This is a genomic window from Paenibacillus sp. OAS669 (assembly GCF_014873645.1).
GTDB classification, from domain to species: domain Bacteria; phylum Bacillota; class Bacilli; order Paenibacillales; family NBRC-103111; genus Paenibacillus_S; species Paenibacillus_S vulneris.
In genome coordinates this window covers 1-26,092 of sequence record NZ_JADBDR010000026.1, presented here as the reverse complement: position 1 = coordinate 26,092, position 26,092 = coordinate 1, and the positions used below count along the sequence as shown (strand labels likewise).

Below are 26,092 nucleotides of genomic sequence, written 5' to 3'. Positions count from 1 at the left end.
CTTAAAGTTTTGTGGAACAAAACTGCATTGTAAGCATAAGCCTTATTAAGGCTGCCTCTGTAGAGCCTGACGGTCTCACGAACATTGCGTTATTCTACACCTAACTCCGCGCCTTCGAGATTAAGGTTCAGCTTATCGCTAGTTACCTCGTCTTCGTCGTCCATTTCCTTCATTTCGATTTCTTGCTCGTCTCCAGAGAGGATCTTAACGTCCATACCCAAGCTCTGAAGCTCTTTGATCAATACTTTAAAGGATTCCGGAACACCAGGCTCAGGAACGTTTTCACCTTTTACAATCGATTCATATGTTTTGACACGACCGACAACGTCATCGGATTTCACGGTCAAAATTTCTTGCAGTGTATAAGCGGCACCATAAGCTTCCAACGCCCAAACCTCCATCTCCCCGAAACGCTGTCCGCCGAATTGAGCTTTACCTCCCAATGGCTGCTGCGTGACAAGAGAGTAAGGACCAGTAGATCGGGCATGGATTTTATCGTCAACCATATGCGCCAGTTTAATCATGTACATGATCCCAACGGTAACTTCGCGTTCGAACTCTTCACCCGTACGACCATCATACAGTTTTGTTTTACCGCTGCGGTTCATACCTGCTTCTTCCATCGTATCGAATACGTCATATTCACGAGCACCGTCGAATACCGGTGTAGCTGTATGAATACCAAGCAAGTTGGCAGCCATACCCAAGTGAACCTCGAACGCCTGACCGATGTTCATCCGCGAAGGAACGCCCAGAGGGTTCAAGACGACTTGAACAGGAGTTCCGTCCGGCAAGAACGGCATGTCCTCTTCCGGCAGAATGCGCGCGATAACCCCTTTGTTACCGTGACGTCCGGCCATTTTATCGCCTTCGGAGATTTTCCGCTTTTGAGCGATATAGACACGAACCAGCTGATTTACGCCCGGAGGCAATTCATCGCCGTTCTCACGGGTAAATACTTTCACGTCAACGACGATACCGTCGGTTCCGTGCGGCACACGAAGGGACGTATCACGAACTTCACGGGCTTTTTCACCGAAAATTGCATGCAGCAAGCGCTCTTCCGCCGTTAGTTCCGTAACCCCTTTAGGTGTTACTTTACCAACAAGAATATCACCTGCGCCGATTTCGGCACCGACACGAATAATACCGCGCTCATCCAGATTCTTCAGCGCATCCTCACCTACGTTTGGAATATCGCGCGTAATTTCCTCCGGTCCAAGCTTCGTATCTCTCGCTTCGGATTCGTATTCCTCAATATGAATGGATGTGTACACATCCTCTTTAACTAGCTTTTGGCTAAGCAAGATAGCATCCTCGTAGTTGTAGCCTTCCCAAGTCATGAACGCTACGACCACGTTGCGGCCCAATGCCAATTCGCCCATTTCCGTAGATGGTCCGTCAGCCAAAATATCTCCGACACGAACCTTCTCGCCTTTATGGCAAATCGGACGCTGGTTGATGCAAGTACCTTGGTTGGAACGCATAAACTTATGAAGCTTATGCTTGATCAAATCTCCGTTTACGAGCTTGCCATCTACCATCTGCTGACGGCGGACCCAAATCTCGTTAGCCGTTACACGCTCAACAACACCGTCTACTTTGGATACGATACATACGCCGGAATCCTTTGCCGCTTTATGCTCCATTCCCGTACCTACGAGAGGCGCTTTAGGGATAAGCAAAGGCACTGCTTGCCGCTGCATGTTCGAACCCATGAGGGCGCGGTTGGAGTCGTCGTTTTCCAGAAACGGAATCAGAGCCGTAGCGACAGACACAACCTGTTTCGGAGAAACGTCCATATAGTCAACGCGTGCTTTAGGCAGCGTCAAAATATCATCCTTGTAACGAACGATTACAGAATCATTCGCAAACAGACCTTCTTCGGTAAGCTCGGCATTCGCCTGGGCAACAACGTAGTTATCTTCCTCGTCCGCCGTCAAATAAGCGATTTGCTCCGTGACGACTCCCGTCTTCGGATCTACCCAACGGTATGGTGCTTCAATGAAGCCATACTCATTGATTCTCGCAAAAGTGGACAAGGAGTTGATCAACCCGATGTTCGGACCCTCCGGAGTCTCGATAGGACACATACGGCCATAGTGAGAGTGGTGAACGTCGCGGACTTCAAAGCCAGCGCGCTCTCTCGTCAAACCGCCGGGACCCAATGCGGACAAACGACGCTTGTGCGTCAGCTCAGCCAACGGGTTCGTTTGGTCCATAAACTGAGACAGCTGGGAGCTTCCGAAAAACTCTTTAATCGAAGCGATAACCGGTCTGATGTTGATCAGAGCCTGCGGCGTTATCACGTTAGCGTCTTGAATGGACATACGCTCACGAACTACACGCTCCATACGGGACAAACCGATACGGAATTGGTTCTGCAGCAATTCGCCGACGGAACGCAAACGTCTGTTGCCCAGGTGGTCGATGTCATCGGTGCTGCCAATGCCATGCAGAAGATTGATGAAGTAGTTAATGGATGAAATGATATCTGCAGGCGTAATGTTTTTGACCGACTTATCGATCTTGCCGTTGGCAATGACTTTTACGATCTTGCCGTCTTCGATAGGAGAGTACACATTGATGCATTGGAAAGGAATACGCTCCATCTCCGTTACACCGTTAACTGCCGTATACTCTTTGAATCCAACGTTATTCTCCAAATAAGGGAGAATCTCGTCAAGAAGACGACGGTCCAGCAATTGACCTGCTTCTGCAATGATTTCACCGGTTTCGGAATCCACCAAGGTTTCAGCCAATCTCTGATTGAACAATCTATTCTTGATGTGAAGCTTTTTATTGATTTTATAGCGACCGACATTAGCCAAATCGTAGCGCTTCGGATCGAAGAAACGAGCTACCAGCAAGCTTCTCGCATTATCCAGCGTAGGCGGCTCGCCCGGACGCAGACGTTCATAGATTTCAATTAACGCTTTATCTGTAGAATCGGTATTATCCTTATCCAGCGTATTCCGGATATACTCATCGTCACCGAGCAGGTCCAAGATTTCCGCGTCCGTACCAAAGCCAAGAGCTCTCAGCAGAACAGTAACCGGAATCTTCCTAGTACGGTCAATACGAACATAAATGATATCTTTGGCATCCGTCTCTAACTCCAGCCATGCGCCGCGGTTAGGAATAACGGTAGCCGTATATGTTTTCTTGCCGTTTTTGTCCACTTTCGTGCTAAAATAGACGCTAGGAGAACGAACCAGCTGACTGACGATAACCCGTTCGGCACCATTGATAATAAAAGTCCCTGTTTCCGTCATCAAAGGGAAATCTCCCATAAATACTTCTTGTTCTTTGACTTCACCAGTTTCCTTATTGATCAAGCGCACTTTCACACGAAGCGGAGCTGCGTAAGTAACATCACGTTCTTTGGACTCGTCAACCGAATACTTAGGCTCTCCTAAGCTGTAATCGATAAACTCCAATACCAAATTCCCCGTAAAATCCTGTATCGGGGAAATATCCTGAAACATTTCACGCAATCCTTCTTCCAAAAACCACTCGTATGATTTTTGTTGGATTTCAATCAAGTTTGGAACGTCCAGAACTTCATGAATCCGAGCGTATGACCTGCGTTTGCGTCGACCTAATTGAACAAGATGACCCGCCAACTTTGATTCACCCCTCATGTCTACTCAATAGAACAAAATAAAAGCCTCTCCTGAAGCCTTCTCGAGTAAATACTGTTGAAGTGATACTTCTTTTGGAAGCTTCTAAATGCATCAACTTTCATGTTACCATAATTTTCTCCATACCTTGTAGGTTTTACCTAAAATTTAAACATTATACGTCGAATGCTTAAACTTTATTCACCCGGGTACGAAAAAATGTCTTGACATTTTAGCATACTAAAGACATATAACCCAATCTTAATGCTGACATTTTATAATAATACCACATACAAAATGTCAAGTCAACATAATTGTCATACAGCCCACTTATTTCACCGCTTTATAGATCCGATAGCCCTTATCCTTGTCCACTTCCGCTACTTTCGAAAATAGACTCTCCAGCTTGGCGAAGGCTGAAGGGGCTCCCTGCTTCTTCTGAATGACGACCCACAATGCACCGCCAGGATTCAGAACCTCATATGCCTGCTCAAAAATTTGATGTACCGTCTCTTTCCCCGCCCGAATAGGAGGGTTCGTCAGAACAACATCATATTTGCGGTCGAGCACTTCTGCCAGCTTATCGCTTTGCAAAATTTCCACATTGGTGATGTGGTTGCGCTGGGCGTTGGAACGAGCCAGCTCTACTGCTCTTTCGTTAATATCTACAAGAGTTACCTTCCCTCGAGGCACACACATCGCAGCGGCAAGCCCGATCGGTCCGTATCCGCAGCCCACGTCAAGCACCTGAGCATCTTCAGGCAGCTGCATTGCAGCTATTAACACCTTGGACCCATAATCGACCCCCTTTTTGGAAAAGACTCCGGCATCGGTACTAAAGGTAAACTTGTGTCCTCTCAGTGTCTCTTCCACTGTGTGTACGTCATGTGCCGCAGTCGGCTTTTGTGAATAATAATGGTCGTTGATTTCCCTCACCTCCCTAGACGTTCTTATCTATCGTCCGTGCTGTGGCCACCCCGATGAAGATAGAGAAAACCCCCTGAAGTAACAAGCTCCAAGGGGTTTAATGGAAACAGAAACTATTTTACTTCTACAGATGCGCCAGCTTCTTCAAGTTTAGCTTTGATAGCATCAGCTTCTTCTTTGCCCACTTTTTCTTTGATTGGTTTTGGAGCGCCGTCAACCAAGTCTTTAGCTTCTTTCAAACCAAGACCAGTGATCTCACGAACAACTTTGATAACGTTGATTTTGGAAGCGCCAGCGTTAGCCAGAATTACGTCGAATTCTGTTTGCTCAGCAGCTTCAGCAGCAGCGCCGCCGCCAGCTACAACAGCTACTGGAGCTGCAGCAGTTACGCCGAATTCTTCTTCGATTGCTTTAACAAGATCGTTCAATTCCAAAACTGTCATGCCTTTAATGGCTTCCAAGATTTGCTCTTTACTCATGGTATATATACCTCCAATAATTTATTGTTTTACGAGATTAAAATTGAAAGAAGCTTAAGCTTCTTGCGCGCCGCCGTCTTTTTCTGCCACAGCTTTAACCGCAAGGGCGAAGTTGCGAACAGGAGCTTGGAGCACGCTGAGCAACATGGACAGCAAGCCTTCTCTGGAAGGAAGCTCGGCCAGTGCCTTGATTTGGTTTACATCAACAACTTTACCTTCTACTACACCTGCTTTAACGTTCAGATGCTCGTTTTTCTTTGCAAAAGCCGTCAAGATTTTTGCAGGAGCAACGATATCGTCTTTACTGAAAGCGATGGCTGTAGGACCTGTAAGGTACTCATTCAACTCGCTCAGTTCAGCACTCGCGGTAGCACGTCTAGCCAAAGTGTTTTTCAATACTTGGAATTCAATGCCTGCTTCGCGCAGCTGCTTACGAAGCTCAGTAACTTGAGCCACGTTCAAACCGCGGTAGTCAGCAACGATCGTGCAAGAGCTGCCTTTCAGCTTCTCGGTTACTTCCGCAACCTGCTGAGATTTTTGCTCAAGAATTTTCGCGTTTGCCATTTTTGCACCTCCTAAAGTTTTCGTGAGAAAACGGTCTCCGTCATCAAAAAGTAAGTTTTCAAAGAAGAAAACGGACTCGTCAGTTACCGTATCAACTTAACTCGTAAACATTCCGCTAGTTACCGTTCCATACGTTCTATCGGTCATGTCTGCGAAGGATTCCGCTTAAAGCAAAAATGCCTTCGCAGACAATGCGAAGGCATGATGATTCACGTTTCTTTGTGTTGAAGCAAAGAAAACCGATTCTATATCATAACACCTCGGCAGGAAATTAAGCTGTTCACCAGCACCTGCTGTCTACGGTAAGTCATATTCGATTATCAACTTAGATAGGTTAGCATGTGCGACTTAAAAAGTCAACTGCCAAGCTTATCCTTATCTAAAGGTTTGTACGTTTACACGCGCGCTAGGTCCCATAGTCGAGGAAACAGCGATGTTTTTCAGGTATACACCTTTAGCAGCCGCAGGCTTCGCTCTGTTCAAAGCATCAACCAATGCACGGAAGTTGTCAGCCAGCTTCTCAGCATCGAAGGATACTTTACCGATAGGAGCATGGATTTGACCAGCTTTATCCAAGCGGTATTCGATTTTACCAGCCTTGATCTCCTGAACCGCTTTAGCTACGTCAAACGTAACTGTACCGGCTTTAGGGTTAGGCATCAAACCTTTACCACCCAAGATACGTCCCAGCTTACCCACTTCACTCATCATGTCAGGGGTCGCTACGCACACATCAAAGTCGAACCAACCTTGTTGGATCTTGTTAATCATGTCTTGATCGCCAACGAAGTCAGCGCCAGCAGCTTCCGCTTCTTTTGCTTTTTCGCCTTTAGCAAATACAAGAACACGTTTCGTTTTACCAGTGCCGTGCGGCAATACAACTACGCCACGAACAGCTTGGTCTTGTTTACGCGGGTCTACACCCAAACGCACTGCAACTTCAACGGTTTCGTCAAACTTAGCAGTCGCCGCTTTTTTTACAAGCTCAATAGCTTCCAACGGTTCGAAAACCGCGTCAGCATCAATAAGCTTAGCAGCTTCTAAATACTTTTTACCGTGTTTAGGCACTTTGTTTGTCCTCCTCTGTGGTATTAGCGGAATATCCTCCCACTGATAGTGCAACTGTTACATCATATCTATGATGTCAGTTGTCACTGATAGTGCAATCGTTACATGATATAAATCATGTCGATTGTCACTCGTTGTGCAACCATTACATAGCCAAAGCTATGCCGGCTGGCACTCGTTTTTCCTGGAAACAGGAATTAGTCCTCGATAACAACACCCATACTGCGAGCAGTACCTTCGACCATGCGCATTGCAGCCTCAACGGATGCAGCGTTAAGATCGGGCATTTTTTGTTCAGCGATTTCACGGACAGTTGCACGTTTCACTGTAGCAACTTTCTTTTTGTTAGGCTCGCCGGAACCTTTTTCGATTTTTGCAGCAACACGCAGCAATACAGCAGCCGGTGGAGTTTTGCAAATAAACGTAAAGGAACGGTCCTCGAATACTGTGATTTCAACCGGAATGATCAAACCAGCTTGGTCTGCAGTACGAGCGTTGAACTCTTTACAAAAAGCCATGATGTTAACACCTGCTTGACCCAAAGCCGGACCGATTGGCGGAGCCGGATTCGCTTTACCAGCAGGAACTTGAAGCTTAACAATCTTGATAACCTTTTTTGCCATTGTGTGACACCCCCTTGTACGTAGTGTGGCGGACCTCTACGACCTAGAGCTTTTCTACCTGGTGGTAATCAAGCTCCACAGGCGTTTCCCGCCCGAACATGTTTACATGTACCTTCAGCTTTGCCTTGTCGATAAGAATTTCTTCTACAGACCCGACAAAATTCGCAAAAGGTCCCACTTTCACACGAACGGTTTCTTTCAGTTCGAAGTCAATCTTCGGCTTCGGCTCTTCGATGCCCATATGCTTGAGAATAGCATCCACTTCTTCAGGAAGCAATGCCGTTGGCTTCGAACCCGATCCTGTCGAACCGACAAAACCGGTTACTCCCGGCGTATTACGCACAACATACCACGAGTCATCGGTTTGAATCATTTCGACCAAAACATAACCCGGGTACACCTTACGCATAACCGTCTTCTTCTTGCCGTCTTTATTCACAAGCTCTTCTTCCATCGGAACCAGAACACGAAAGATCTTGTCCTTCATATCCATTGATTCAACGCGCTTCTCCAAGTTTGCCTTGACCTTATTCTCATACCCGGAATAGGTATGTACGACGTACCATCTTTTTTCCATTTCCATATTAGCCACCTATGCTCCCGTTTTATTAAAAACAAGACGAAGCAGCTCAGAAATGCCCAAATCAAGTACGTAGAAGTAAATGGTCGTGAAGACAACCGTAAACAGAACGACAAGCGTGTAGCTGGTCAATTCCTTACGACTTGGCCACTTCACCTTTTTCAATTCGGACCAGCTGTCCACAAAAAAAGAAAACGTGTTGCCGAATCCTTGCCTCATTCTAGCCAAAAAGGACACAACTACACCTCCAAGAAACTACCTAGTTTCGCGATGAGCGGTATGTTCATTGCAAAACTTGCAAAACTTCTTCAACTCCATGCGGTCTGGATGGTTGCGCTTATTTTTATTGGACGTATAGTTTCTTTGCTTGCAGTTCGTGCACGCTAACGTGATAATAACCCGCATGATGTACACCTCCTACGGACCAGCCTCAATTTTTTAAACCTTAAAGGTTCAGCAAAAAAACGCCTTACAGTTTTAAGGCTACCTATGTACTTTAGCACAGCGCCATTTAGGTGTCAAGGGAAACCTATTACTACCATACCGCTCCATTCGCCTTCGCCTATAAGTACCAGTATGGACCAAGGTACGATTCTGTAAACCTGTATCGAAAAGGAATGCTATCATTACCGGGCCAGAGCTTTCCGGATAAAAAAAAAATAAAGCACCCTGCCTATGCCATGGGGTGCCTTCTATGCGTCTCTAACTTCCAAATATCGTTCCAACTTTCTCTTAACGCGCTGCAAAGCATTATCAATCGACTTCACATGACGGTCCAAATCTACCGCTATTTCCTGATAGGAACGGCCATCCAAATAAAGCATCAGCACTCTGCGTTCAAGATCGCTCAGAATCTCTCCCATCTTGTCTTCCAGACCGCTGAACTCTTCTTGATTGATGATCAATTCTTCCGGATCCGTCACGCGGGTACCGCAGATCACATCAAGCAAGGTTCGGTCAGAGTCTTCATCATAAATGGGCTTGTCCAGCGATACGTAAGAATTAAGAGGAATATGCTTCTGGCGTGTAGCGGTCTTAATAGCCGTGATGATCTGCCGGGTGATACATAACTCCGCAAAAGCCTTAAAGGAGGCGAGTTTATCCCCTCGAAAGTCCCGGATCGATTTATATAAACCTATCATACCTTCCTGTACGATATCTTCCCTGTCCGCTCCTATCAAAAAATAAGAGCGCGCTTTGGCTCGAACGAAGTTCTTGTACTTGTTAATCAAGTACTCCAATGCGTCGCTGTCTCCGTCGCGAACCGCATCGACAATGTCTTCATCTGCCTTGAGGTCATATTCGTACATTCTCAGTTCTTTGAGGTCGACACTCACGGACAATCCCTCCGGCCTGGCAAGACTACGATTCCTTATTTCCCATGAAAGCTAGGATAAGTATACATTATGTAATCTAACATCGTCAACCAAATTCCATAGACCCAAAGACCGGAAATAGCCGATTATGACTGGCCTCTCCGCCATTTTTCGAACAGAGCCTTCATGTCGCCCTTCAAATTACTGTCAAATGTGTTTCTTTTTCCAGTAGGTTCATGCTGTATCTTGTGCTGAATTTCCCGTTTGGACTGCTTAACCTTGTTGAGAAGCTCTCCGGCCGGCACACGAAATGCTCCCTTGCCAAAGATCACGTGCTGTTCGGTCATATCGGAGGTCGCCACATAAATTTGCTTGCGGCGCCCGATATGTTCGGTTACGAGCCGCTCGATGAGCTCGTCCGCCGTTTCTTTTTCCTTGGTATAAAACACAGACAGCTTGCTTTGCAAATATTTACCGCCGAGGCCCGGCACGAAGTAAGCGTCAAACACAAGCAGCACCCTGGTTCCCGAAAAAGACTGATATTCCGCCAACAGCTCAATAAGCCGGTCGCGCGCTTCCTCCAGGCTGATATCCTTTAGCTTTTGCAGCTCCGGCCAGGCACCGATAATGTTATATCCATCTACAATAAGGATTTCCTGGATCATGTTTCCAGCCGTCTATTTCGCGGTTAAACGTTGGCGTACAACCTCGTACATAAAGACGGACGCCGCCACCGACGCATTCAACGAATTGATGTGCCCGAACATCGGAAGCTTCAGCAGGAAGTCGCATTTTTCCTTGATGAGTCTGCCCATGCCTTTATTCTCGTTTCCTATGACCAGAGCGAGAGGCATGTTCAGGTTAGTTTGGTACAGCGGCTGCTGCGCGGCGACGTCGGTACCGGCCACCCAGATGCCCCGCTCCTTGAGCTGCTCTATCGTCTGGGCCAGATTCGTTACCCTAGCCACACGCACGTATTCTACTGCGCCGGCCGAGGTTTTGGATACTGTGGCAGTCAGGCCTACGGATCTGCGTTTCGGTATAATCACGCCATGTACTCCGGTACAGTCGGCTGTACGCAGAATCGAGCCCAGGTTATGGGGGTCCTCGATCTCATCGAGAATCAGGATGAAAGGCTCCTCGCTGCGGCTTTGGGCGTATGCCAGAATGTCCTCCACTTCCACATAATCATAGGCGGCCACTTGTGCTACTACACCCTGATGCTGCACATCGTTGACCATTTGGTCCAGCTTGCGCTTATCGGCAGTCTGGACGATGACCCCGTTTTGCTTCGCTTCGGCAATAATAGGCTGGGTCAGCTGTTTTTGCGCATTTTCGGCAATCCATATCTTGTTGATGGTTCTTCCGGAGCGAAGCGCCTCCAGCACGGAATGCTTGCCAGCGATAAATTCCTCCATACGTTGTCTCTCCTTCTTTTGACGATCGGCTTTTGCCCTGCTATACTTTGCCCTCATCGCGTTCCAGGGACAGCATGAGCAAATAATGAAGTCTTTCCAATCGTTTCGTGTAATACAAATATCCGATCAAGCATTCAAAGGCGGTACTGTGGCGATATTCCAGAATGTCCGCGTTTTTGGCAGACGTTCCGGATTTAGCATTGCGGCCCCGCTTCACAACATCCGTTTCCTCTTCGGTAAGCAAAGGAAGCCATGCCTGCAAAGCCTTGGCTTGCGCCCGTGCCGACACATATTGGGTAGACTGCTTATGCAGGTGGTTAGGCCGATGATTCGCTTTTGAGATGACATACTGCCGAATGAACATTTCATAGACCGCGTCTCCAATATATGCAAGCACGAGAGGGTTTAACTGCTGCGGGTCTTTAGCCGGCGGAAAACAGAACAGATCGGAATCGAAAGGGATGGGATCTTTCATCATTTTCTCCGCCAACGGATACCCTGTGCCGTATCTTCCAGCAGGATGCCGCGCTCGGTCAGCAAATTGCGAATCTCGTCCGCACGCGCCCAGTTTTTGGACTTTCTGGCCTCGGTACGTTCCACGATCAGCTGCTCAATCTCCTCATCCAGCAGCTCTTCTTCCACTTTGGATAGTATGCCCAGGATGCTGTCCATCTTTTCAAAATGCTCCAGCAGCAGGTTGAGCGTTCCTTGTGTGACGTTCTCCAGTTGAACGTAAGGATTCGCGATATTGACCAGCTCGAACACGGAAGTGATAGCATCCGGAGTGTTGAAATCGTCGTTCATTTTGGCTGTGAATTGATTCAAAACCTCTGCGACGGAGCGAGCCACCTCCTCAGACGCCGCTCCTTCTGCCGCGTTGGCAAGTCGATGCTTAATGTTAGCGATGCAATTGTCGATACGCGCCAATCCGTTCTTGGCCTGCTCTATCGTCTCATCGCTGAAGTTAAGCGGATTGCGATAATGCGCGGACAGCATGAAATACCGGATGACCTGCGGGCTGATCGTCTTCAGCAGCTGATTCACATTCACGCCGTTGCCGAGTGACTTGGACATTTTTTCATTATTGATGTTAATGTATCCGTTGTGCATCCAGTAATTGGCCATCGTATGGCCGGTATAGCACTCCGACTGGGCAATCTCGCACTCATGATGCGGGAATTGAAGATCCTGGCCCCCGCCGTGAATATCAATTGTATTCCCCAGATACTTATGCACCATCGTGGAGCATTCAATATGCCAGCCCGGTCTTCCTTCACCCCATGGGCTTGACCAGGAAATTTCACCCGGCTTCGCCGCCTTCCACAAGACGAAGTCCTGCGGATTTTCCTTGCGATCGTCCACCTCAACACGAATGCCGAACTGAAGCTCCTCCAGGTTTTGGTGGGACAGCTTACCGTATTCATCGAATTTCGTCGTACGGAAATAAACGTCTCCGCCATTCTCATAAGCATAGCCCTTCTCAACCAGCCCGTCGATAAAAGCGATGATTTCATCGATGTTTTCCGTTACACGCGGATTCAAGGTCGCTTTCCGGACGCCCAGCCCTTCCGTATCCTCGTAAAACTTCTGGATGAACATATCCGCTACTTCCGGAACGGTGAGCTCCATTTGAGCCGCTCGTTTGATCAGCTTATCATCCACATCGGTAAAATTTACAACGTAGGTAACGTTATAGCCGATAAACTCAAGGTAACGTCTAACCACATCGAAGAAAATGACAGGACGGGCATTGCCGATGTGGATATAGTCGTAAACCGTTGGGCCGCACACATACATTTTGATCTTTCCCGGCTCTAGCGGTTGGAACGTCTCCTTCGCTCGAGTCAGTGTATTATAAATTTTTAGCGCCATGATTCGTTAACGCCTCCATTCTGGTTCTTTAATTCTTGAACTTGCTGCTTCAAATCATCGATTTGCTCTTGCATTTGACGGAACATATCAACGACCGGGTCAGGCAGATTATTATGGTCCAATCTTCCGACACGAACGCCATCCCGCTTCACAATCCGCCCCGGATTGCCTACCACCGTACAATTCGGAGGAACCTCCCGAAGAACAACCGCATTGGAGCCTACGTTGGAGTTGTCACCTACCGTGAAGGAACCAAGCACCTTGGCGCCGGAGCCGATGACGACATTATTGCCGATCGTCGGATGGCGTTTCCCTTTCTCCTTCCCTGTTCCCCCGAGCGTGACGCCTTGGTACAAAACGACATCATCGCCGATTTCGCAGGTTTCCCCAATAATCACACCCATCCCGTGGTCTATGAAAAACCGGCGGCCGATGACAGCTCCCGGATGAATCTCAATCCCTGTCATGAAGCGGCTGAACTGGGAGATGATTCTCGCTGTCGTAAACCATTTTCTCTTATAAAGAAAATGGGCCACACGATGCGCCCAGAGCGCATGCAGACCGGAATAGGTAAAAGCTACTTCAAACCAGCTGCGGGCAGCAGGGTCGTTCTCAAAAATCGTTTCGATATCTTCTTTCATCGACTTGAACATGATGACTCACCTTTCTCCTCATCAAGCTAGATGCAAGCAACCCCATGAAATGAAAAAAGCCCCTACAGCCTGTAAAAGGCTGCAGAGGCGTAAAAATTGCGCGGTTCCACTCTGCTTCGGACCCAATTCTCGTCCATCTCGGCGTTCGTAACGTGAACGTGACGGCATGACTACCCTGTTTTCCCATGGGGAAAAAGCTCGTCAGTGCGGCTCCCAGGTGCAATTCGGATTAACGGGAATGGATAACTTCCAGCACAAGCCCCGCTTTTACGCGGCAAGCCCGGTCACCCTCTCTGCAAATCCCTGTTCAATCGTACTCTCCTGTTCAACGCCATCATCAATTATTAATGTTACTTAGTATAACGAAAAACCGTAAGGTTTACAATAACTTCTTCAGTCGGGCAATGACCTTATCCTTGCCGAGCAAATACAAGGACATGTTCAAATCCGGCCCGTGAACTTGACCCGTCAGAGCGACGCGGATCGTCATAAACAGCTGTTTCCCTTTATAGCCGGTTTCCTTCTGCACTGCTTTAAGCAATCCGGGAATGTTCTCCACCGCGAATGACTCTGCTTCCTCTACTTGCTTCAGGAAGCTTCCCAGTACGACAGGAACGTATTCCTCCGCAAGAACGGCCTTCGCCTCCTCGTCCTCCACCGTTACATTCTCTTGGAAAAAGAGGTCGGAAAGCTTCACGATTTCGGCGGCATATTGCATTCTGTCCTGGTTAAGCCCGATAAGGCGGCTCACCCATTCCTGCTGCTCGGCCGTAAGCTCCTGCGGAACGCGTCCCGCTTTTTGCAGATGCGGAAGTGCCAGCTCCACTACGCGCGAAGGCTCCGCTTTCTTCAAATAATGATTGTTCATCCAGTTCAGCTTGTCCATATCAAAGACAGCCGGACTCTTGGAGAGTCGATCCAGATCGAACTGAGCGATCAGCTCCTCCTTGGTGAAGATTTCTTCTTCCCCCTTCGGTGACCAGCCAAGCAGCGTAATAAAGTTCAATACCGCTTCAGGCAAGTAACCCAGCTCCTTATATTGCTCAATGAACTGGATGATAGATTCGTCACGCTTGCTCATTTTTTTGCGGTCCTGATTCAAGATCAGCGCCAAGTGGGCGAAATCAGGTACAGGAAGACCCAGAGCCTCATACATCATAATTTGTCTCGGCGTATTGGACAAATGCTCCTCGCCGCGAATAACGAGAGTGATGTTCATCAAATGATCGTCTAGAATAACCGCGAAGTTGTACGTCGGAATGCCGTCCGGTCGCACGATGATGAAGTCACCGATGCCGTTGGATTCAAACTCGACATGGTCGCGGATAAGATCCTCGAACGCAATGATCTTGTCTTCCGGCACGCGGAAACGGATGGAAGGCTTGCGTCCTTCCGCTTTAAATTGCTCTACCTGCTCCAGAGTCAAATGACGGCATTTGCCGGAATAACGAGGCATCTCGCCTCGAGCCTCCTGTTCTGCCCGCTCCTGCTCTAGATCCTCTTCGGAACAATAGCAGTGGTACGCATGACCGTTTTGCAGCATTTTCTCGACAAACGGACGATAAAGGCCTAGACGCTCGGTTTGACGGTAAGGGCCGTAAGGACCGCCTACGTCCACGCTTTCGTCCCAGTCGAGGCCAAGCCACTTCAACCCGTTCAGCTGGCTGTCGATTCCCGATTCCAAGTGACGGGTTTGGTCCGTATCCTCAAACCGGATGATGAACTGCCCGTTCTTCTTACGGGCGATCAAATAGTTGAATAAAGCCGTACGCGCGCCACCGATATGAAGATGGCCCGTCGGGCTTGGTGCATATCTTACGCGAAATTGTTCTGACATTGCTGATGCTCCTCTCCTATCTGCAAAAACCGTTAAACCCTATAGGTAGTAGTTATGATAGCACACCTTGAATCAAACAAACAACCGATTGTGCGGCGATTCCTTCTCCCCGTCCGGTAAAGCCGAGCTGCTCCGTCGTCGTCGCTTTGACATTCACTTGAGAAGGGTCTGCCTCGAGCGCTTCCGCAATTCTTTGAACCATAGCCGGAATGTGCGGAGCCATCTTAGGCTTCTGGGCAATGATCGTCGAGTCGATATTTCCGAGCCTATATCCCGCTTCCTTCGCCAGCTTCCATACGTCCAGCAGCAGCTTGTAGCTGTCTGCATCCTTGTATTCCGCCGCTGTATCCGGAAAATGCTTACCGATATCGCCCTGCCCGAGAGCGCCGAGTATGGCATCGCTGATGGCATGCAGCAGCACGTCGGCGTCAGAGTGGCCCAGCAATCCTTTTTCATATGGGATCTCTACGCCCCCGATAATACATTTACGCCCTTCTACTAATTGATGCACGTCAAATCCTTGTCCCACTCGAATCATGATTTGTCCTCTCCCCTGACATTTTGTATGATCCACGACGCCCATGGAAGATCCTCGGGAGTCGTTATTTTAATATTATAATAATCCGCTTCCACAACCTGCACCGGCGTGCCGATCCTCTCTACCAGCATAGCGTCGTCCGTCCCTGTAAAATGGTCCTTCTCAGCCCGCTCATAGGCCTCAAGCAATAAGGAAAAACGAAAAGCTTGTGGGGTCTGAATCGCCCACAAGCTGCGCCGGTCCGGGGTGGACTGGATCGTTCCCTCCGGATCGACTACTTTAATGGTATCTTTAACTGGAACGGCCAGCACGGCGGCCTCGGTCTCCTTGGCTTTACGCCAGCACGCCATGATGTGCTCCTCTGCAGCAAAAGGGCGTACCCCGTCATGGACCATAACCCATTCCACGCTTCCTTTAAGCGCCTGCAGCCCCCGGTACACCGAATCCTGCCGTTCCTTGCCGCCGACAATGATATGACGCACTTTATGAAGCCCGTACTGTTCCACGTAAGCCTTGCAGCGTTCCACATCGTTTGCCCCTGTGACCAATACGATCGTATCGACATGGGCAATTCGTTGGAACAGCGCCAGCGTATGTACCAGGATCGGTTTACCGTCCAATTCCAAATATTGCTTGCTTTCCTCGGTCCGCATCCGCGAGCCTTTCCCTGCCGCTACGATTACGACTCCCAGCTGATTCATAGCCTTCACCTACTACTTATCTTTACGATGCACTCTTCCTATCATATACGTTTTAGAGCGCTTTTTCCAATAGTTTCGGTTTGGCAAAAATCATTCTTCCCGCAGATGTCTGCAGCACGCTCGTAACAAGAACATCCAGAGTCGTTCCGATGAAATCACGGCCTCCCTCGACCACGATCATCGTTCCGTCATCCAAATAAGCAACGCCTTGCCCGTGCTCCTTGCCGTCCTTAATGACCTGAACCAGGATTTCTTCACCCGGCAGCACGACCGGCTTGACGGCATTAGCCAAATCATTAATATTCAGTACGGAGACTCCTTGCAGCTCGCATACTTTATTCAAATTGAAATCGTTCGTGATCACTTTGCCCTGCAGCACTTTAGCCAGCTTCACCAGCTTGCTGTCCACCTCGGAGATTTCTTCAAAATCCCCTTCATAGATCAGCACCTTCACTTCGAGCTCCTTTTGAATTTTATTCAAAATATCGAGCCCCCGTCGCCCTCTGTTCCTTTTAAGCAAGTCTGACGAATCCGCAATATGCTGCAGCTCTTCTAACACAAACTCGGGAATGACCAGTGTCCCTTCAATGAATCCCGTCTTACAAATATCCGCAATACGTCCGTCGATAATCACGCTGGTATCGAGAATCTTATGCTCCTCGAAGCCCTTTCCTTCATTGGAGCCTCGTTCTTTGCCTGAACTGCTTTTGGTGAGCAGCACGATAAGCTCTTCTCTCTTCACATAGCCAAGACGAAAGCCAATAATCCCGAACATTACCGTGAAAATCACTTGAAGGAGCGGCGAGAATAGTCCTGCTTGCTCGAACGGGGTCAATAGCATCACACTCATCAAGAATCCAAGGACCATCCCTAATGTTCCTGCGATTATATCCGCAATAGGCATTGCCGATACTTTCTCTTCGCTAGCTTGCATCATTTGCAGCCCATAATTCACTGTCCAGGAACTAACCAAATAAAAAAGCGCTACTCCGGCAAACATCATCCAGTAAGCTTCTCCGCTTACCTGCTCCAAACCGAACACCGTTTCTATGATTTTAAAAAATGGTTGTCCGACGGTATCACTCCACTCATATCCCAACACGCCCCCGATAACTGCAAATAAACATTGCAACCATCTTTTCATCATAGAATCACCTCCAAAACGTTGAAATTAAAAATACCTCGTTACAATTATGAACCAAAAGTTTCCTGCCTAATCGTTCCAGCTCAAGAAAAAAATAAAAAAAGCATTTACTTCCCTTTTCAAGGAAAATAAATGCTTTTCATTTTCGCTGTTCTTACATAGATCTGGTTTCGGAATTGGCCTCGTCTCTGGAGTTGTTCTTTCTTCTCCGTTTCGGCAGGAGGCGTTCAACGTTTTTTTTTAAGCCGTACAGTGCATATAACAGCAGCGGTACAAAGATCATTTTGGATAAGGTGCCCGGAAATTTATAAGCTACGAATACGGCGATAGCGACGACTATCGGTGTAATCCAGATGGCTTTTTTCGGAATACCGACTTTTTTGAAGTTAGGATATTTCACAGTACTAACCATTAAGTACGATAACAACAGGGTGCTCAACACCAAAATAATCGTGTTCAGTTCGGTATGGAACAACGCCAGCGTACAAAGAACGCCTCCGGCTGCCGGAATCGGAAGACCGATAAAATACCCCGGAACACCGGCTACCACATTAAACCGAGCCAAGCGAAGCGCGCCGCAAATCGGGAAGATCGCTGTTACGATCCAGGCAGCCGCAGCAGGCATGTCGGTAAAAGCGACTACATACATAATAAAAGCCGGAGCAACACCGAACGAAATGACATCCGACAAAGAGTCCAGCTCTTTACCGAATTCGCTCTGGGCATTCAGCGCTCTTGCTACGCGACCGTCCAAGCCGTCACACAGCATGGCAATAATGACCATAATCGCCGCCCACTCCGCTTCCTTGTTAAAAGCAAGAATGATTGATATAAATCCTAAAAACAAGTTCCCTAATGTAAAAAGATTGGGAATAGATTTAGTTAGCATTATTTGTCCACCTCTGGTTATACTGTACCCTAATATAACTTATTATATTAGGCTACTTTCTGATTGTATGCAAGTTAAATATGTCTGTCAATGAGTACTTGATCTTGAATTCGTTTCAGACCCTCTTTGATCGCACGTGCCCTGACTTCCCCAATACCGTCGACTTCATCCAGTTCGTCGATGGTAGCCATCATCAAATGAGGCAGCTGACCGAATTTCTCCACCAAATTTTGGATAATCACCGACGGGAGACGTGGGATCTTGTTCAGCACACGGTAACCCCTAGGCGATACCGTATCCTCAGCGCTGATGCTGGCATGAGGGTAGCCGAGAATCCGGGCGATATGAGAATGATCCAGCATTTCATCCGTTGCAAGACGTCTTAGGCTGTGGTGGACATCTTTAACCTTATCCTCATTCAATTCTCTGACGTAGTCTTTGATCAAAAGAAGCGCCTCGTGCTCCGTTGCACCGACAAGCTCTTCCAGCTGCATACTAATAAGACGGCCTTCGGTTCCCAACTCATTAATGTACCGCTTAATCTCGGATTTGATGCGCAGCACCATCTCGATGCGCTGCACCACATTCGTTACATCATGCAGCGTAACCAGCTCTTCAAATTCGGATGCGCCCAAATTGGTCAGAGCCTGGTCAAGCACCGACTTGTATTTCTCCAGCGTCTGAATCGCCTGGTTCGCCTTGGTCAGGATGACTCCCATGTCTTTCAGCGCATACCGCAAATTCCCCTGATACAGCGTAATTACATTTCGTCTCTGGGAGATGGACACCACGAGCTTGGAGGTTTGTTTGGCCACGCGTTCTGCCGTTCTGTGTCTAATCCCCGTTTCGGAAGAGGTTATGGAGGAATTCGGTATCAGCTGTGTATTGGCGTACAGAATACGCTTCAAATCTTCGCTTAGAATGATCGCGCCGTCCATTTTCGCAAGCTCGTACAAATAGTTCGGCGAGAAGTCACAGTTAATAGAGAAGCCTCCATCCACGATTTCCATCACTTCCGGACTGTAACCGACGACGATCAACGCGCCTGTCTTTGCCCGGAGCACGTTCTCGAGCCCTTCCCGGAAAGCGGTCCCTGGCGCTACCATCTGCAGAAGCTGGCTCATATCTCTTTTGGTTTCTTCCTTGCTCATGTTGTCCCTCCTAAGGACTTTCCGTAGGAAAGTCTACTTCGTAAGCATTCTCTTCGGGTTTTCCGTAGGAAAACCTACTTCGTAAGCTTTGCTTGGACTTTCCGACGGGAAAGTCAGATTTCTATGAAAGCTGTAATAGCTCCGGTCTCCAGGTGGCAGCCCCCTATCGGCCGCTGTTGTTATCAGGAAATTCATATTATATATCCCGACAGCGGACGCTCACGTTTCCTAGGGGTCCCCCGTATCACTTTACGCTTTCCGTATGGATCGGTTTCCAAAATACCATTTTATCCCAATGCAGCCTTTAACGCCTCGGCTACCGTATTGACGCCTATGACTTCTATCCCGTTTGGAGGAGTCCAGCCCTTCAGGCTTTTTTCCGGAACGATGACCCGCTTAAATCCAAGCTTCTCCGCTTCCTTTACCCGCTGATCGACCCGCGAAACGCCTCTTACTTCACCCGTCAGCCCCACCTCGCCGAATACCACATCGAACGGCTGGGTAGGCTGTTCCCTTAAGCTGGAGGCTATGCTGACCGCTATAGCGAGATCGACAGCCGGTTCATCGAGCTTTACCCCTCCGGCCACGTTAACGTAAGCATCCTGATTTTGCAAAAACATGCCCATCCGCTTCTCAAGTACGGCTATGATTAATGCCAGCCGATTGTGGTCGATCCCGGTTGACATTCTCCGAGGGGAAGGAAAATTAGTCGAAGAGACCAGCGCCTGCAGCTCAACGAGCACCGGCCGGGTTCCCTCCATACTGGCTACAACAGTAGAGCCGGATACTCCGAGCGGCCTCTCGGACAAAAACAGCTCCGAAGGGTTGTTGACTTCAACTAGTCCGCTCTCCTGCATTTCGAAAATGCCGATTTCATTCGTTGAACCGAAGCGGTTTTTGACCGCGCGGAGCAAACGATAGGAATGGTGACGCTCCCCTTCAAAATAAAGCACGCAGTCCACCATATGCTCCAGCATTCTCGGGCCTGCGATGGCCCCCTCTTTGGTCACATGCCCGACAAGAACGGTCGCAATGCCTTTGATCTTGGCAATTCGCATGAAATGACCCGTGCATTCCCTTACCTGCGAAACGCTTCCCGGGGCCGAGCCGATAGCAGGATGATATACCGTCTGTATCGAGTCGATAACGACAAAATCAGGCTGCACCTCTTCAATGGCGGCTTCAATTAATTCCAGGTTCGTTTCGCACAATACGAACAATTGTTCGGATGCTGCGTTTAGCCGATCTGCCCTCAGCTTGGTCTGCCTAACCGATTCTTCACCCGATACGTACAGTACCTTTTGATTACTTAGGGTCAAATCATGCGAGGTTTGCAGAAGCAGCGTAGATTTGCCTATCCCCGGGTCTCCGCCGACAAGCAGCAGCGATCCCGGCACCAGGCCTCCGCCGAGAACCCGATTTAGTTCTTTGTTCCGTGTTACGATACGCTGTTCTTCGCTGCTCTTAATATTTATGATCGAAACAGGCTTTTCTTTCGACTTCAGTAAGGAAGAAGAGATGCCTTGCGTTTTGGTGACGGTCTCCACTTCTTCCACAAATGTATTCCATGCTTGACAGCCGGGGCATTTCCCCAGCCATTTCGGCGATTCATAGCCGCACTCCTGGCAGCAAAATTTCGTTTTTTGTTTGGCCATTGATTATTCTCCTAGCTGATGTTCCATCCGTTGCCTATCGTATCTTATCAAAGTTTACCATTTCGTGGGGGTAAAGAAAACCCTTATCCCCCATAAAACGCAAAAACATCCTGCACCCGAGTCAGGGTACAGGATGTATAACGCAAAAGCTTATTAAGATGTTGCAACGCCTTGATTGCGAGTCACGGTCAATTCCCCGTCCTGCTCGTCGATCGTCAACGTATCGCCCTTGGAAATATGTCCGCGAAGCAATTCTTCAGACAGCCGATCCTCGATATGCTTCTGAATGGCTCTGCGCAGCGGTCTTGCTCCGTAAGTCGGATCAAAGCCTTCTTTAGCCAGGAATGCCTTGGCGTTATCCGTCAAGACAAAGTCCACTTCCTGCTCTTTCAGGCGCTTGCGAAGATCCTCGGCCATCAGGGTTACGATTTCGGCGATGTGTTTTTCCTCCAGGGAGTGGAACACGATGATTTCATCAATCCGGTTCAAGAACTCCGGACGGAAGCTCTTTTTCAGCTCGCCCATCACTTTGTCTTTCATATTGTTGTAATCCTTGCCGGCATCATGCATTGCTGTGAAGCCAAGCGAAGAATTTTTCTTGATGGTGTCGGCTCCGACGTTGGAGGTCATAATGATCAGCGTATTGCGGAAGTCCACTGTGCGGCCTTTGGAATCGGTCAGACGTCCGTCCTCGAGCACCTGCAGCAGGATGTTGAATACTTCCGGATGCGCTTTTTCAATTTCGTCCAGCAGAACGACGGAGTACGGCTTGCGGCGAACCTTTTCGGTTAACTGGCCGCCTTCTTCGTAGCCTACATATCCCGGAGGAGCCCCTACGAGACGGGAGGTCGAATGCTTCTCCATATACTCGGACATATCGATCCGAATCACGGCATTCTCGTCACCGAACAAGGATTCGGCCAAAGCGCGTGCCAGCTCGGTTTTACCAACCCCTGTAGGTCCCAGGAAGATGAAGGAGCCCATCGGGCGCTTAGGATCTTTCAATCCGGCTCTAGCGCGGCGAATAGCCCGGCTGACGGCTTTAACGGCTTCCTCTTGCCCGATCACGCGATCGTGCAGGATGGATTCCATTTTCAGCAGACGCTCGGTTTCTTCTTCCGCCAGCTTCACTACCGGAATGCCGGTCCAGCTTGCCACAACCTGAGCAATATCATCAGGTGTAACTTCGGAATCGGTACGTCCCTGTTTTTCTTTCCATTCATTTTTGGTCGAATCCAGCTCTTCACGCAGCTTTTGCTCTGTATCCCGCAGGGAAGCCGCTTTTTCGAACTCTTGGCTTTGAACCGCCGCGTCCTTCTCCTTGCGAATATCTTCGAGCTTGCTTTCCAGCTTTTTCAGATCTGGCGGTACCGTGTAAGAGCGAAGCCTTACTTTGGAGCTCGCCTCGTCGATCAGGTCGATCGCTTTATCCGGCAGGAATCGATCTGTGATGTAACGGTCGGATAGTTTTACTGCTTGTTCGATCGCTTCATCGGTAATTTTCACACGGTGATGCGCTTCATAACGATCACGCAGTCCGTGCAAGATTTGAATCGCTTCTTCCGGAGAAGGCTGATCCACCGTAATCGGTTGGAAACGTCTCTCCAGCGCCGCGTCTTTCTCGATATACTTACGGTACTCATCCAATGTAGTAGCACCGATACATTGCAGCTCGCCTCTAGCCAGCGCCGGCTTCAGAATGTTGGAAGCATCGATGGCGCCCTCGGCTCCGCCTGCACCGATCAATGTATGAAGCTCGTCGATGAACAGGATGATGTTACCCGCTTGGCGAATCTCATCCATAATTTTTTTCAGACGGTCCTCGAATTCGCCGCGGTATTTCGTACCGGCAACGACCGAGCCCATATCCAGGGTCATAACCCTTTTATCTCTTAACGTTTCAGGAATTTCGTTATTAATAATTTTTTGTGCAAGTCCTTCGGCAATCGCTGTCTTACCAACCCCCGGCTCCCCGATCAGGACCGGATTGTTCTTGGTTCTGCGGCTAAGCACTTGAATCACGCGCTCGATTTCTTTACTGCGTCCAATCACAGGGTCCAGGTTGCCTTCTTTGGCATAGGCCGTCAAATCTCTAGCCAATCCGTCCAGCGTAGGTGTATTCGCGTTAGCGGTGTTACCATGGTTCGTAGACACCACTTCGCTGCTTCCTAGCAGCTGAAGGACTTGCTGGCGGGCCTTATTCAGGCTAACCCCGAGATTATTCAGAACGCGGGCTGCGACGCCTTCTCCTTCACGGATGAGTCCCAACAGAATATGTTCGGTTCCTACATAGGTGTGACCCAGCTTGCGGGCTTCATCCATCGACAGTTCAATCACTTTTTTCGCGCGCGGCGTATAAGCGATATTCGTCGGCTGTTCTTGCCCTCTGCCGATTAATGCCTCAACCTCGTCTTGAATCTTCTCAAGTCCCAACCCCAAAGCGATAAGCGCCTTGGCTGCGATACCATCGCCTTCACGAATCAGCCCCAGCAAAATATGCTCGGTGCCGATATTATTATGACCTAAACGAACGGCCTCTTCTTGTGCCAAAGACAACACCTTTTGCGCTCGTTCCGTAAATCTGCCAAACATCATGTGTAACACCTCCATGAAAGAATAAATTGATCGAAAGCACGCCGGAAGAGTGCGTTAATTAGCATGAAGCTTTCTCCTGCGAAAATTTCTCGCGTATCAACTGCGCTCTTCTTATGTCTCTTTCTTCAGGAGTAAGCTTTTCTCCTGCATATTGCTGTAAAAAACCCGGCTGGGTCATGACCAAAAGCTCATTCATGACTTGCGTAGGGACATTCTTGATGATTCCCAAATCAATGCCCAATCGAACGTCAGAGAGGCGCTGAGCGGCTTCCTTGGAATCCATAATAGCCGCATAGGACATAATCCCGTAGGAGCGGCTGATACGGTCCAGAAGCTTCGCCTTCGTTTCATACTGGAGCTTCTCTCTGGCAGCCCGTTCGTGCTCGATAAGCTGTCTTACAACTCCGTGCAGGTTGTCTATGATCTCCTGCTCGGATTGCCCTAGCGTAATTTGGTTCGAAATTTGGAACAGGTTGCCCAGCGCCTCGCTGCCTTCGCCATACAAACCGCGAACCGCAAGCCCCACCTGTGTTATCGCCGATAAAATACGGTTAATTTGTTGGGTTAGAACCAGTGCCGGCAAGTGAATCATGACGGAGGCCCGAATACCCGTTCCCACATTCGTCGGACAGCTGGTCAAAAAGCCTCTTTTCTCATCAAATGCGTAGTCCAGCTGTACCTCAAAAATATCGTCAATCTGGTTCGCCATATCCCAGGCCTCTTTGATTTGAAAACCCGGGCACAAGCATTGTATTCGCAAATGGTCCTCTTCATTCACCATAATGCTGATCGATTCGTTGTCGCTCAGGATGACAGCTCCGTTACGGGATTCGTCAGCCAGAGCCGGGCTGATCAGATGCTTCTCAACCAGCACCCGCTTTTCCAGCTCGTTCAATTCATCCAGCGGGACCAGAGAAAAATGACTGATGGTATGAAGATCTTCGTTGCTTAGAACTTTCGATACTTGATCCAGTACTTCCTTGGACTGCTGGTTTGTAGCCAGCATAGGGAAAGGGTAAGACTGCAAATTTCTTGCAATGCGGATTCTGCTGCTAATGACAATGTCCGAATCCGGTCCGTCACCTTTCATCCAATCGCTTAGAGCCTGCTCTGTAAATCGTTTTGCTGTCATAATTCCACCTCCCTACTCAAAAAGGAATTCAGCCTTCGGCTACCTTTTTTTCCAGATCGCGTATGACGTCCCGCAGATGAGCCGCTTCCTCGAACTCTTCTTTCTCAATTTTCACCAGCAGCTCTTTCTTTAAGGTTTCGATTTCTCTCTTATGCTTAATTAACCCACCGGAACGTTTTGGAACCTTTCCCGTGTGGCTAATATTTCCATGTACTCGTTTAAACAAAGGATCAAGCTTTTCTCCAAAATACTTATAGCAGGAGCTGCATCCAAACCGTCCCAGCTTGCTGAATTGCGAGTAAGTCAATCCGCATTGCTCACATCGGCTTGGAGGCGTCTTGGCCGCCATAGAGTTATGAGAGGACGGTTCAAAATCAAGAAGTCCCGATAAAAGGTTGTGAATGGAAAAGCCGTTCGGCGTTCCTGGAATCAGCTCCCCCTTTTCACGGGCACATGATTCACAAATATGGAACTCGGTCTTTTCACCATTCAAGATTTTGGTGAAATGCAGTGTAGCTTGTTTTTTACCACATTCCTGACAAAGCATACAAGTCCCTCCTTATTTACTCAACAAGGATATCAGCATAGCCTTTAACATTTTTGCCCGGATCTCATCGCGCAGCGGCAACTTCAAAACCAGCACTTCCCTCGCTATCGCGGCTCTCATAATCGCTGCTTCCCTAGGGGAGAGATAGCCGTTCTCCTCTAGCTGATACAGTAAGCCTTCCGAAGCGGTTTGATCGATGTGGGTGCCGATGGTTTTGAAAATGTGGTCGTGCACCGGCCCATGGGTCTTGAGCTCGATTTTCTGGATGCGGATATAGCCTCCGCCACCGCGTTTACTTTCGACGATGTATCCTTTTTCCAAAGTAAACCGTGTACTGATAACGTAGTTGATTTGGGAAGGGACACAGTCGAATTGATCCGCCAGCTCGTTGCGCTGAATTTCCACAATCCCGTCAGTGCTCTGCTGGATGATCTGTTTCAAATAGTGTTCAATGACTTCAGAGACATTACGCATCAATTCATCCTCCTTCCCAGAAGTAAATTGACTTTGACTTTCTTTGACTTTAATATCATTATAGCAGTTTTCTGAAAATTTGCAACTATGGAGCTCACTCAATTTATTGTTGACTCTTCATTTTTTTTTATGCCCTGTGGCAAGGTCGTTTCATGCAAAAGATGCTGTAAATGCAAAAAAGCCTTCCCGAATTATACGGAAAGACTTTTGGATTTGCTTGGCGACGTTCTACTCTCCCAGGACCCTTCGGTCCAAGTACCATCGACGCTGGAAGGCTTAACGTTCGTGTTCGGTATGGGTACGCGT

General features: G+C 48.5%; 26 protein-coding genes, 1 rRNA gene and 1 other annotated feature. All 27 genes read right to left on the bottom strand.

The genetic code is table 11. The features are described from left to right. Positions 1 to 89 precede the first annotated feature (89 nt). Positions 90 to 3,626, bottom strand: a complete 3,537-nt coding sequence (rpoB, locus tag GGC63_RS32770) for a DNA-directed RNA polymerase subunit beta (protein ID WP_079914991.1) — start codon at positions 3,624 to 3,626, stop codon at positions 90 to 92. Between the two features lie 327 nt (positions 3,627 to 3,953). Continuing rightward, complete coding sequence (locus GGC63_RS32765) at positions 3,954 to 4,550, bottom strand: class I SAM-dependent methyltransferase (RefSeq protein ID WP_192705837.1); 597 nt, start codon at positions 4,548 to 4,550, stop codon at positions 3,954 to 3,956. A gap of 113 nt (positions 4,551 to 4,663) precedes the next feature. Beyond that, positions 4,664 to 5,029 (bottom strand): 50S ribosomal protein L7/L12, encoded by a 366-nt coding sequence (rplL, locus tag GGC63_RS32760; RefSeq protein WP_079914992.1) that lies wholly within the window; start codon positions 5,027 to 5,029, stop codon positions 4,664 to 4,666. A 54-nt stretch (positions 5,030 to 5,083) separates the two neighbouring features. Then, positions 5,084 to 5,593: a 50S ribosomal protein L10 gene (gene rplJ, locus GGC63_RS32755; protein WP_192705831.1), complete on the bottom strand. Its 510-nt coding sequence runs from the start codon at positions 5,591 to 5,593 to the stop codon at positions 5,084 to 5,086. 162 nt (positions 5,594 to 5,755) lie between these two features. Next, positions 5,756 to 5,914: a sequence feature (ribosomal protein L10 leader region), on the bottom strand. A 54-nt stretch (positions 5,915 to 5,968) separates the two neighbouring features. Then, positions 5,969 to 6,661, bottom strand: coding sequence for a 50S ribosomal protein L1 (rplA, locus tag GGC63_RS32750; protein WP_079914994.1), 693 nt, complete (start codon positions 6,659 to 6,661; stop codon positions 5,969 to 5,971). 197 nt (positions 6,662 to 6,858) lie between these two features. Continuing rightward, the gene (gene rplK / locus GGC63_RS32745; RefSeq protein WP_079914995.1) at positions 6,859 to 7,284 is read right to left on the bottom strand and encodes a 50S ribosomal protein L11; all 426 of its coding nucleotides are present in this window, start codon (positions 7,282 to 7,284) and stop codon (positions 6,859 to 6,861) included. Between the two features lie 43 nt (positions 7,285 to 7,327). After that, positions 7,328 to 7,861 carry a transcription termination/antitermination protein NusG gene (gene nusG / locus GGC63_RS32740; RefSeq protein WP_192705830.1) on the bottom strand — a complete coding sequence of 178 codons (534 nt, stop codon included), beginning with the start codon at positions 7,859 to 7,861 and terminating at the stop codon, positions 7,328 to 7,330. Positions 7,862 to 7,876: 15 nt separating this feature from the next. Next, entirely contained in the window at positions 7,877 to 8,101 is a 225-nt protein-coding gene (gene secE, locus GGC63_RS32735; protein ID WP_079914996.1) for a preprotein translocase subunit SecE, read from the bottom strand. Positions 8,102 to 8,119: 18 nt separating this feature from the next. Then, complete coding sequence (gene rpmG / locus GGC63_RS32730; protein ID WP_079914997.1) at positions 8,120 to 8,269, bottom strand: 50S ribosomal protein L33; 150 nt, start codon at positions 8,267 to 8,269, stop codon at positions 8,120 to 8,122. Positions 8,270 to 8,556: 287 nt separating this feature from the next. Beyond that, positions 8,557 to 9,201: an RNA polymerase sporulation sigma factor SigH gene (gene sigH, locus GGC63_RS32725; RefSeq protein WP_028552032.1), complete on the bottom strand. Its 645-nt coding sequence runs from the start codon at positions 9,199 to 9,201 to the stop codon at positions 8,557 to 8,559. A 125-nt stretch (positions 9,202 to 9,326) separates the two neighbouring features. Beyond that, complete coding sequence (locus GGC63_RS32720) at positions 9,327 to 9,845, bottom strand: NYN domain-containing protein (RefSeq protein WP_079914998.1); 519 nt, start codon at positions 9,843 to 9,845, stop codon at positions 9,327 to 9,329. 12 nt (positions 9,846 to 9,857) lie between these two features. After that, complete coding sequence (gene rlmB, locus GGC63_RS32715; RefSeq protein ID WP_079914999.1) at positions 9,858 to 10,598, bottom strand: 23S rRNA (guanosine(2251)-2'-O)-methyltransferase RlmB; 741 nt, start codon at positions 10,596 to 10,598, stop codon at positions 9,858 to 9,860. A gap of 40 nt (positions 10,599 to 10,638) precedes the next feature. Further along, entirely contained in the window at positions 10,639 to 11,076 is a 438-nt protein-coding gene (locus GGC63_RS32710; RefSeq protein WP_225948665.1) for a Mini-ribonuclease 3, read from the bottom strand. Then, a complete protein-coding gene (gene cysS / locus GGC63_RS32705; protein ID WP_192705829.1) occupies positions 11,073 to 12,470 on the bottom strand; it encodes a cysteine--tRNA ligase in 1,398 nt (465 codons plus the stop codon). The genes GGC63_RS32710 and cysS overlap by 4 nt, the downstream gene beginning before the upstream one ends. Then, positions 12,461 to 13,123, bottom strand: a complete 663-nt coding sequence (gene cysE / locus GGC63_RS32700) for a serine O-acetyltransferase (RefSeq protein WP_079915002.1) — start codon at positions 13,121 to 13,123, stop codon at positions 12,461 to 12,463. Before cysE ends, cysS begins: the two co-directional genes overlap by 10 nt. A 379-nt stretch (positions 13,124 to 13,502) precedes the next feature. Continuing rightward, complete coding sequence (gene gltX / locus GGC63_RS32695; RefSeq protein WP_192705828.1) at positions 13,503 to 14,960, bottom strand: glutamate--tRNA ligase; 1,458 nt, start codon at positions 14,958 to 14,960, stop codon at positions 13,503 to 13,505. Positions 14,961 to 15,012: 52 nt separating this feature from the next. Further along, complete coding sequence (gene ispF / locus GGC63_RS32690) at positions 15,013 to 15,498, bottom strand: 2-C-methyl-D-erythritol 2,4-cyclodiphosphate synthase (RefSeq protein WP_192705827.1); 486 nt, start codon at positions 15,496 to 15,498, stop codon at positions 15,013 to 15,015. Beyond that, positions 15,495 to 16,199: a 2-C-methyl-D-erythritol 4-phosphate cytidylyltransferase gene (ispD, locus tag GGC63_RS32685; RefSeq protein ID WP_192705826.1), complete on the bottom strand. Its 705-nt coding sequence runs from the start codon at positions 16,197 to 16,199 to the stop codon at positions 15,495 to 15,497. Before ispD ends, ispF begins: the two co-directional genes overlap by 4 nt. Before the next feature lie 52 nt (positions 16,200 to 16,251). After that, on the bottom strand, positions 16,252 to 17,346 hold the full coding sequence (locus GGC63_RS32680; protein ID WP_192705825.1) for a PIN/TRAM domain-containing protein: 1,095 nt from the start codon (positions 17,344 to 17,346) through the stop codon (positions 16,252 to 16,254). Positions 17,347 to 17,497: 151 nt separating this feature from the next. Continuing rightward, a complete protein-coding gene (gene pssA / locus GGC63_RS32675; protein ID WP_079915007.1) occupies positions 17,498 to 18,232 on the bottom strand; it encodes a CDP-diacylglycerol--serine O-phosphatidyltransferase in 735 nt (244 codons plus the stop codon). A gap of 74 nt (positions 18,233 to 18,306) precedes the next feature. Then, the gene (gene disA / locus GGC63_RS32670) at positions 18,307 to 19,383 is read right to left on the bottom strand and encodes a DNA integrity scanning diadenylate cyclase DisA (RefSeq protein ID WP_079915008.1); all 1,077 of its coding nucleotides are present in this window, start codon (positions 19,381 to 19,383) and stop codon (positions 18,307 to 18,309) included. A 287-nt stretch (positions 19,384 to 19,670) separates the two neighbouring features. Beyond that, complete coding sequence (gene radA, locus GGC63_RS32665) at positions 19,671 to 21,038, bottom strand: DNA repair protein RadA (RefSeq protein WP_192705824.1); 1,368 nt, start codon at positions 21,036 to 21,038, stop codon at positions 19,671 to 19,673. Between the two features lie 153 nt (positions 21,039 to 21,191). Further along, complete coding sequence (gene clpC / locus GGC63_RS32660; RefSeq protein ID WP_192705823.1) at positions 21,192 to 23,633, bottom strand: ATP-dependent protease ATP-binding subunit ClpC; 2,442 nt, start codon at positions 23,631 to 23,633, stop codon at positions 21,192 to 21,194. Between the two features lie 58 nt (positions 23,634 to 23,691). Continuing rightward, on the bottom strand, positions 23,692 to 24,765 hold the full coding sequence (locus GGC63_RS32655; protein WP_079915011.1) for a protein arginine kinase: 1,074 nt from the start codon (positions 24,763 to 24,765) through the stop codon (positions 23,692 to 23,694). Positions 24,766 to 24,793: 28 nt separating this feature from the next. Beyond that, on the bottom strand, positions 24,794 to 25,312 hold the full coding sequence (locus GGC63_RS32650) for a hypothetical protein (RefSeq protein WP_192705822.1): 519 nt from the start codon (positions 25,310 to 25,312) through the stop codon (positions 24,794 to 24,796). A gap of 12 nt (positions 25,313 to 25,324) precedes the next feature. Next, on the bottom strand, positions 25,325 to 25,786 hold the full coding sequence (locus tag GGC63_RS32645) for a CtsR family transcriptional regulator (RefSeq protein WP_079915013.1): 462 nt from the start codon (positions 25,784 to 25,786) through the stop codon (positions 25,325 to 25,327). Positions 25,787 to 26,001: 215 nt separating this feature from the next. Further along, positions 26,002 to 26,092, bottom strand: a 5S ribosomal RNA gene (gene rrf, locus GGC63_RS32640); the annotation flags it as partial.

Excerpts from the sequence above, each read along its gene's own strand:
- ispD (WP_192705826.1), bottom strand. The coding sequence starts at position 16,199 with ATGAATCAGCTGGGAGTCGTAATCGTAGCGGCAGGGAAAGGCTCGCGG.
- clpC (WP_192705823.1), bottom strand. The coding sequence starts at position 23,633 with ATGATGTTTGGCAGATTTACGGAACGAGCGCAAAAGGTGTTGTCTTTG.
- GGC63_RS32645 (WP_079915013.1), bottom strand. The coding sequence starts at position 25,786 with ATGCGTAATGTCTCTGAAGTCATTGAACACTATTTGAAACAGATCATC.
- rlmB (WP_079914999.1), bottom strand. The coding sequence starts at position 10,598 with ATGGAGGAATTTATCGCTGGCAAGCATTCCGTGCTGGAGGCGCTTCGC.
- rplJ (WP_192705831.1), bottom strand. The coding sequence starts at position 5,593 with ATGGCAAACGCGAAAATTCTTGAGCAAAAATCTCAGCAGGTTGCGGAA.
- pssA (WP_079915007.1), bottom strand. The coding sequence starts at position 18,232 with ATGCTAACTAAATCTATTCCCAATCTTTTTACATTAGGGAACTTGTTT.
- disA (WP_079915008.1), bottom strand. The coding sequence starts at position 19,383 with ATGAGCAAGGAAGAAACCAAAAGAGATATGAGCCAGCTTCTGCAGATG.
- GGC63_RS32655 (WP_079915011.1), bottom strand. The coding sequence starts at position 24,765 with ATGACAGCAAAACGATTTACAGAGCAGGCTCTAAGCGATTGGATGAAA.
- GGC63_RS32710 (WP_225948665.1), bottom strand. The coding sequence starts at position 11,076 with ATGATGAAAGATCCCATCCCTTTCGATTCCGATCTGTTCTGTTTTCCG.
- cysE (WP_079915002.1), bottom strand. The coding sequence starts at position 13,123 with ATGTTCAAGTCGATGAAAGAAGATATCGAAACGATTTTTGAGAACGAC.
- GGC63_RS32680 (WP_192705825.1), bottom strand. The coding sequence starts at position 17,346 with ATGATGAAAAGATGGTTGCAATGTTTATTTGCAGTTATCGGGGGCGTG.
- rplK (WP_079914995.1), bottom strand. The coding sequence starts at position 7,284 with ATGGCAAAAAAGGTTATCAAGATTGTTAAGCTTCAAGTTCCTGCTGGT.
- ispF (WP_192705827.1), bottom strand. The coding sequence starts at position 15,498 with ATGATTCGAGTGGGACAAGGATTTGACGTGCATCAATTAGTAGAAGGG.
- rplL (WP_079914992.1), bottom strand. The coding sequence starts at position 5,029 with ATGAGTAAAGAGCAAATCTTGGAAGCCATTAAAGGCATGACAGTTTTG.
- nusG (WP_192705830.1), bottom strand. The coding sequence starts at position 7,861 with ATGGAAAAAAGATGGTACGTCGTACATACCTATTCCGGGTATGAGAAT.
- GGC63_RS32720 (WP_079914998.1), bottom strand. The coding sequence starts at position 9,845 with ATGATCCAGGAAATCCTTATTGTAGATGGATATAACATTATCGGTGCC.
- radA (WP_192705824.1), bottom strand. The coding sequence starts at position 21,038 with ATGGCCAAACAAAAAACGAAATTTTGCTGCCAGGAGTGCGGCTATGAA.
- gltX (WP_192705828.1), bottom strand. The coding sequence starts at position 14,960 with ATGTCAGAACAATTTCGCGTAAGATATGCACCAAGCCCGACGGGCCAT.
- rpmG (WP_079914997.1), bottom strand. The coding sequence starts at position 8,269 with ATGCGGGTTATTATCACGTTAGCGTGCACGAACTGCAAGCAAAGAAAC.
- GGC63_RS32650 (WP_192705822.1), bottom strand. The coding sequence starts at position 25,312 with ATGCTTTGTCAGGAATGTGGTAAAAAACAAGCTACACTGCATTTCACC.
- cysS (WP_192705829.1), bottom strand. The coding sequence starts at position 12,470 with ATGGCGCTAAAAATTTATAATACACTGACTCGAGCGAAGGAGACGTTC.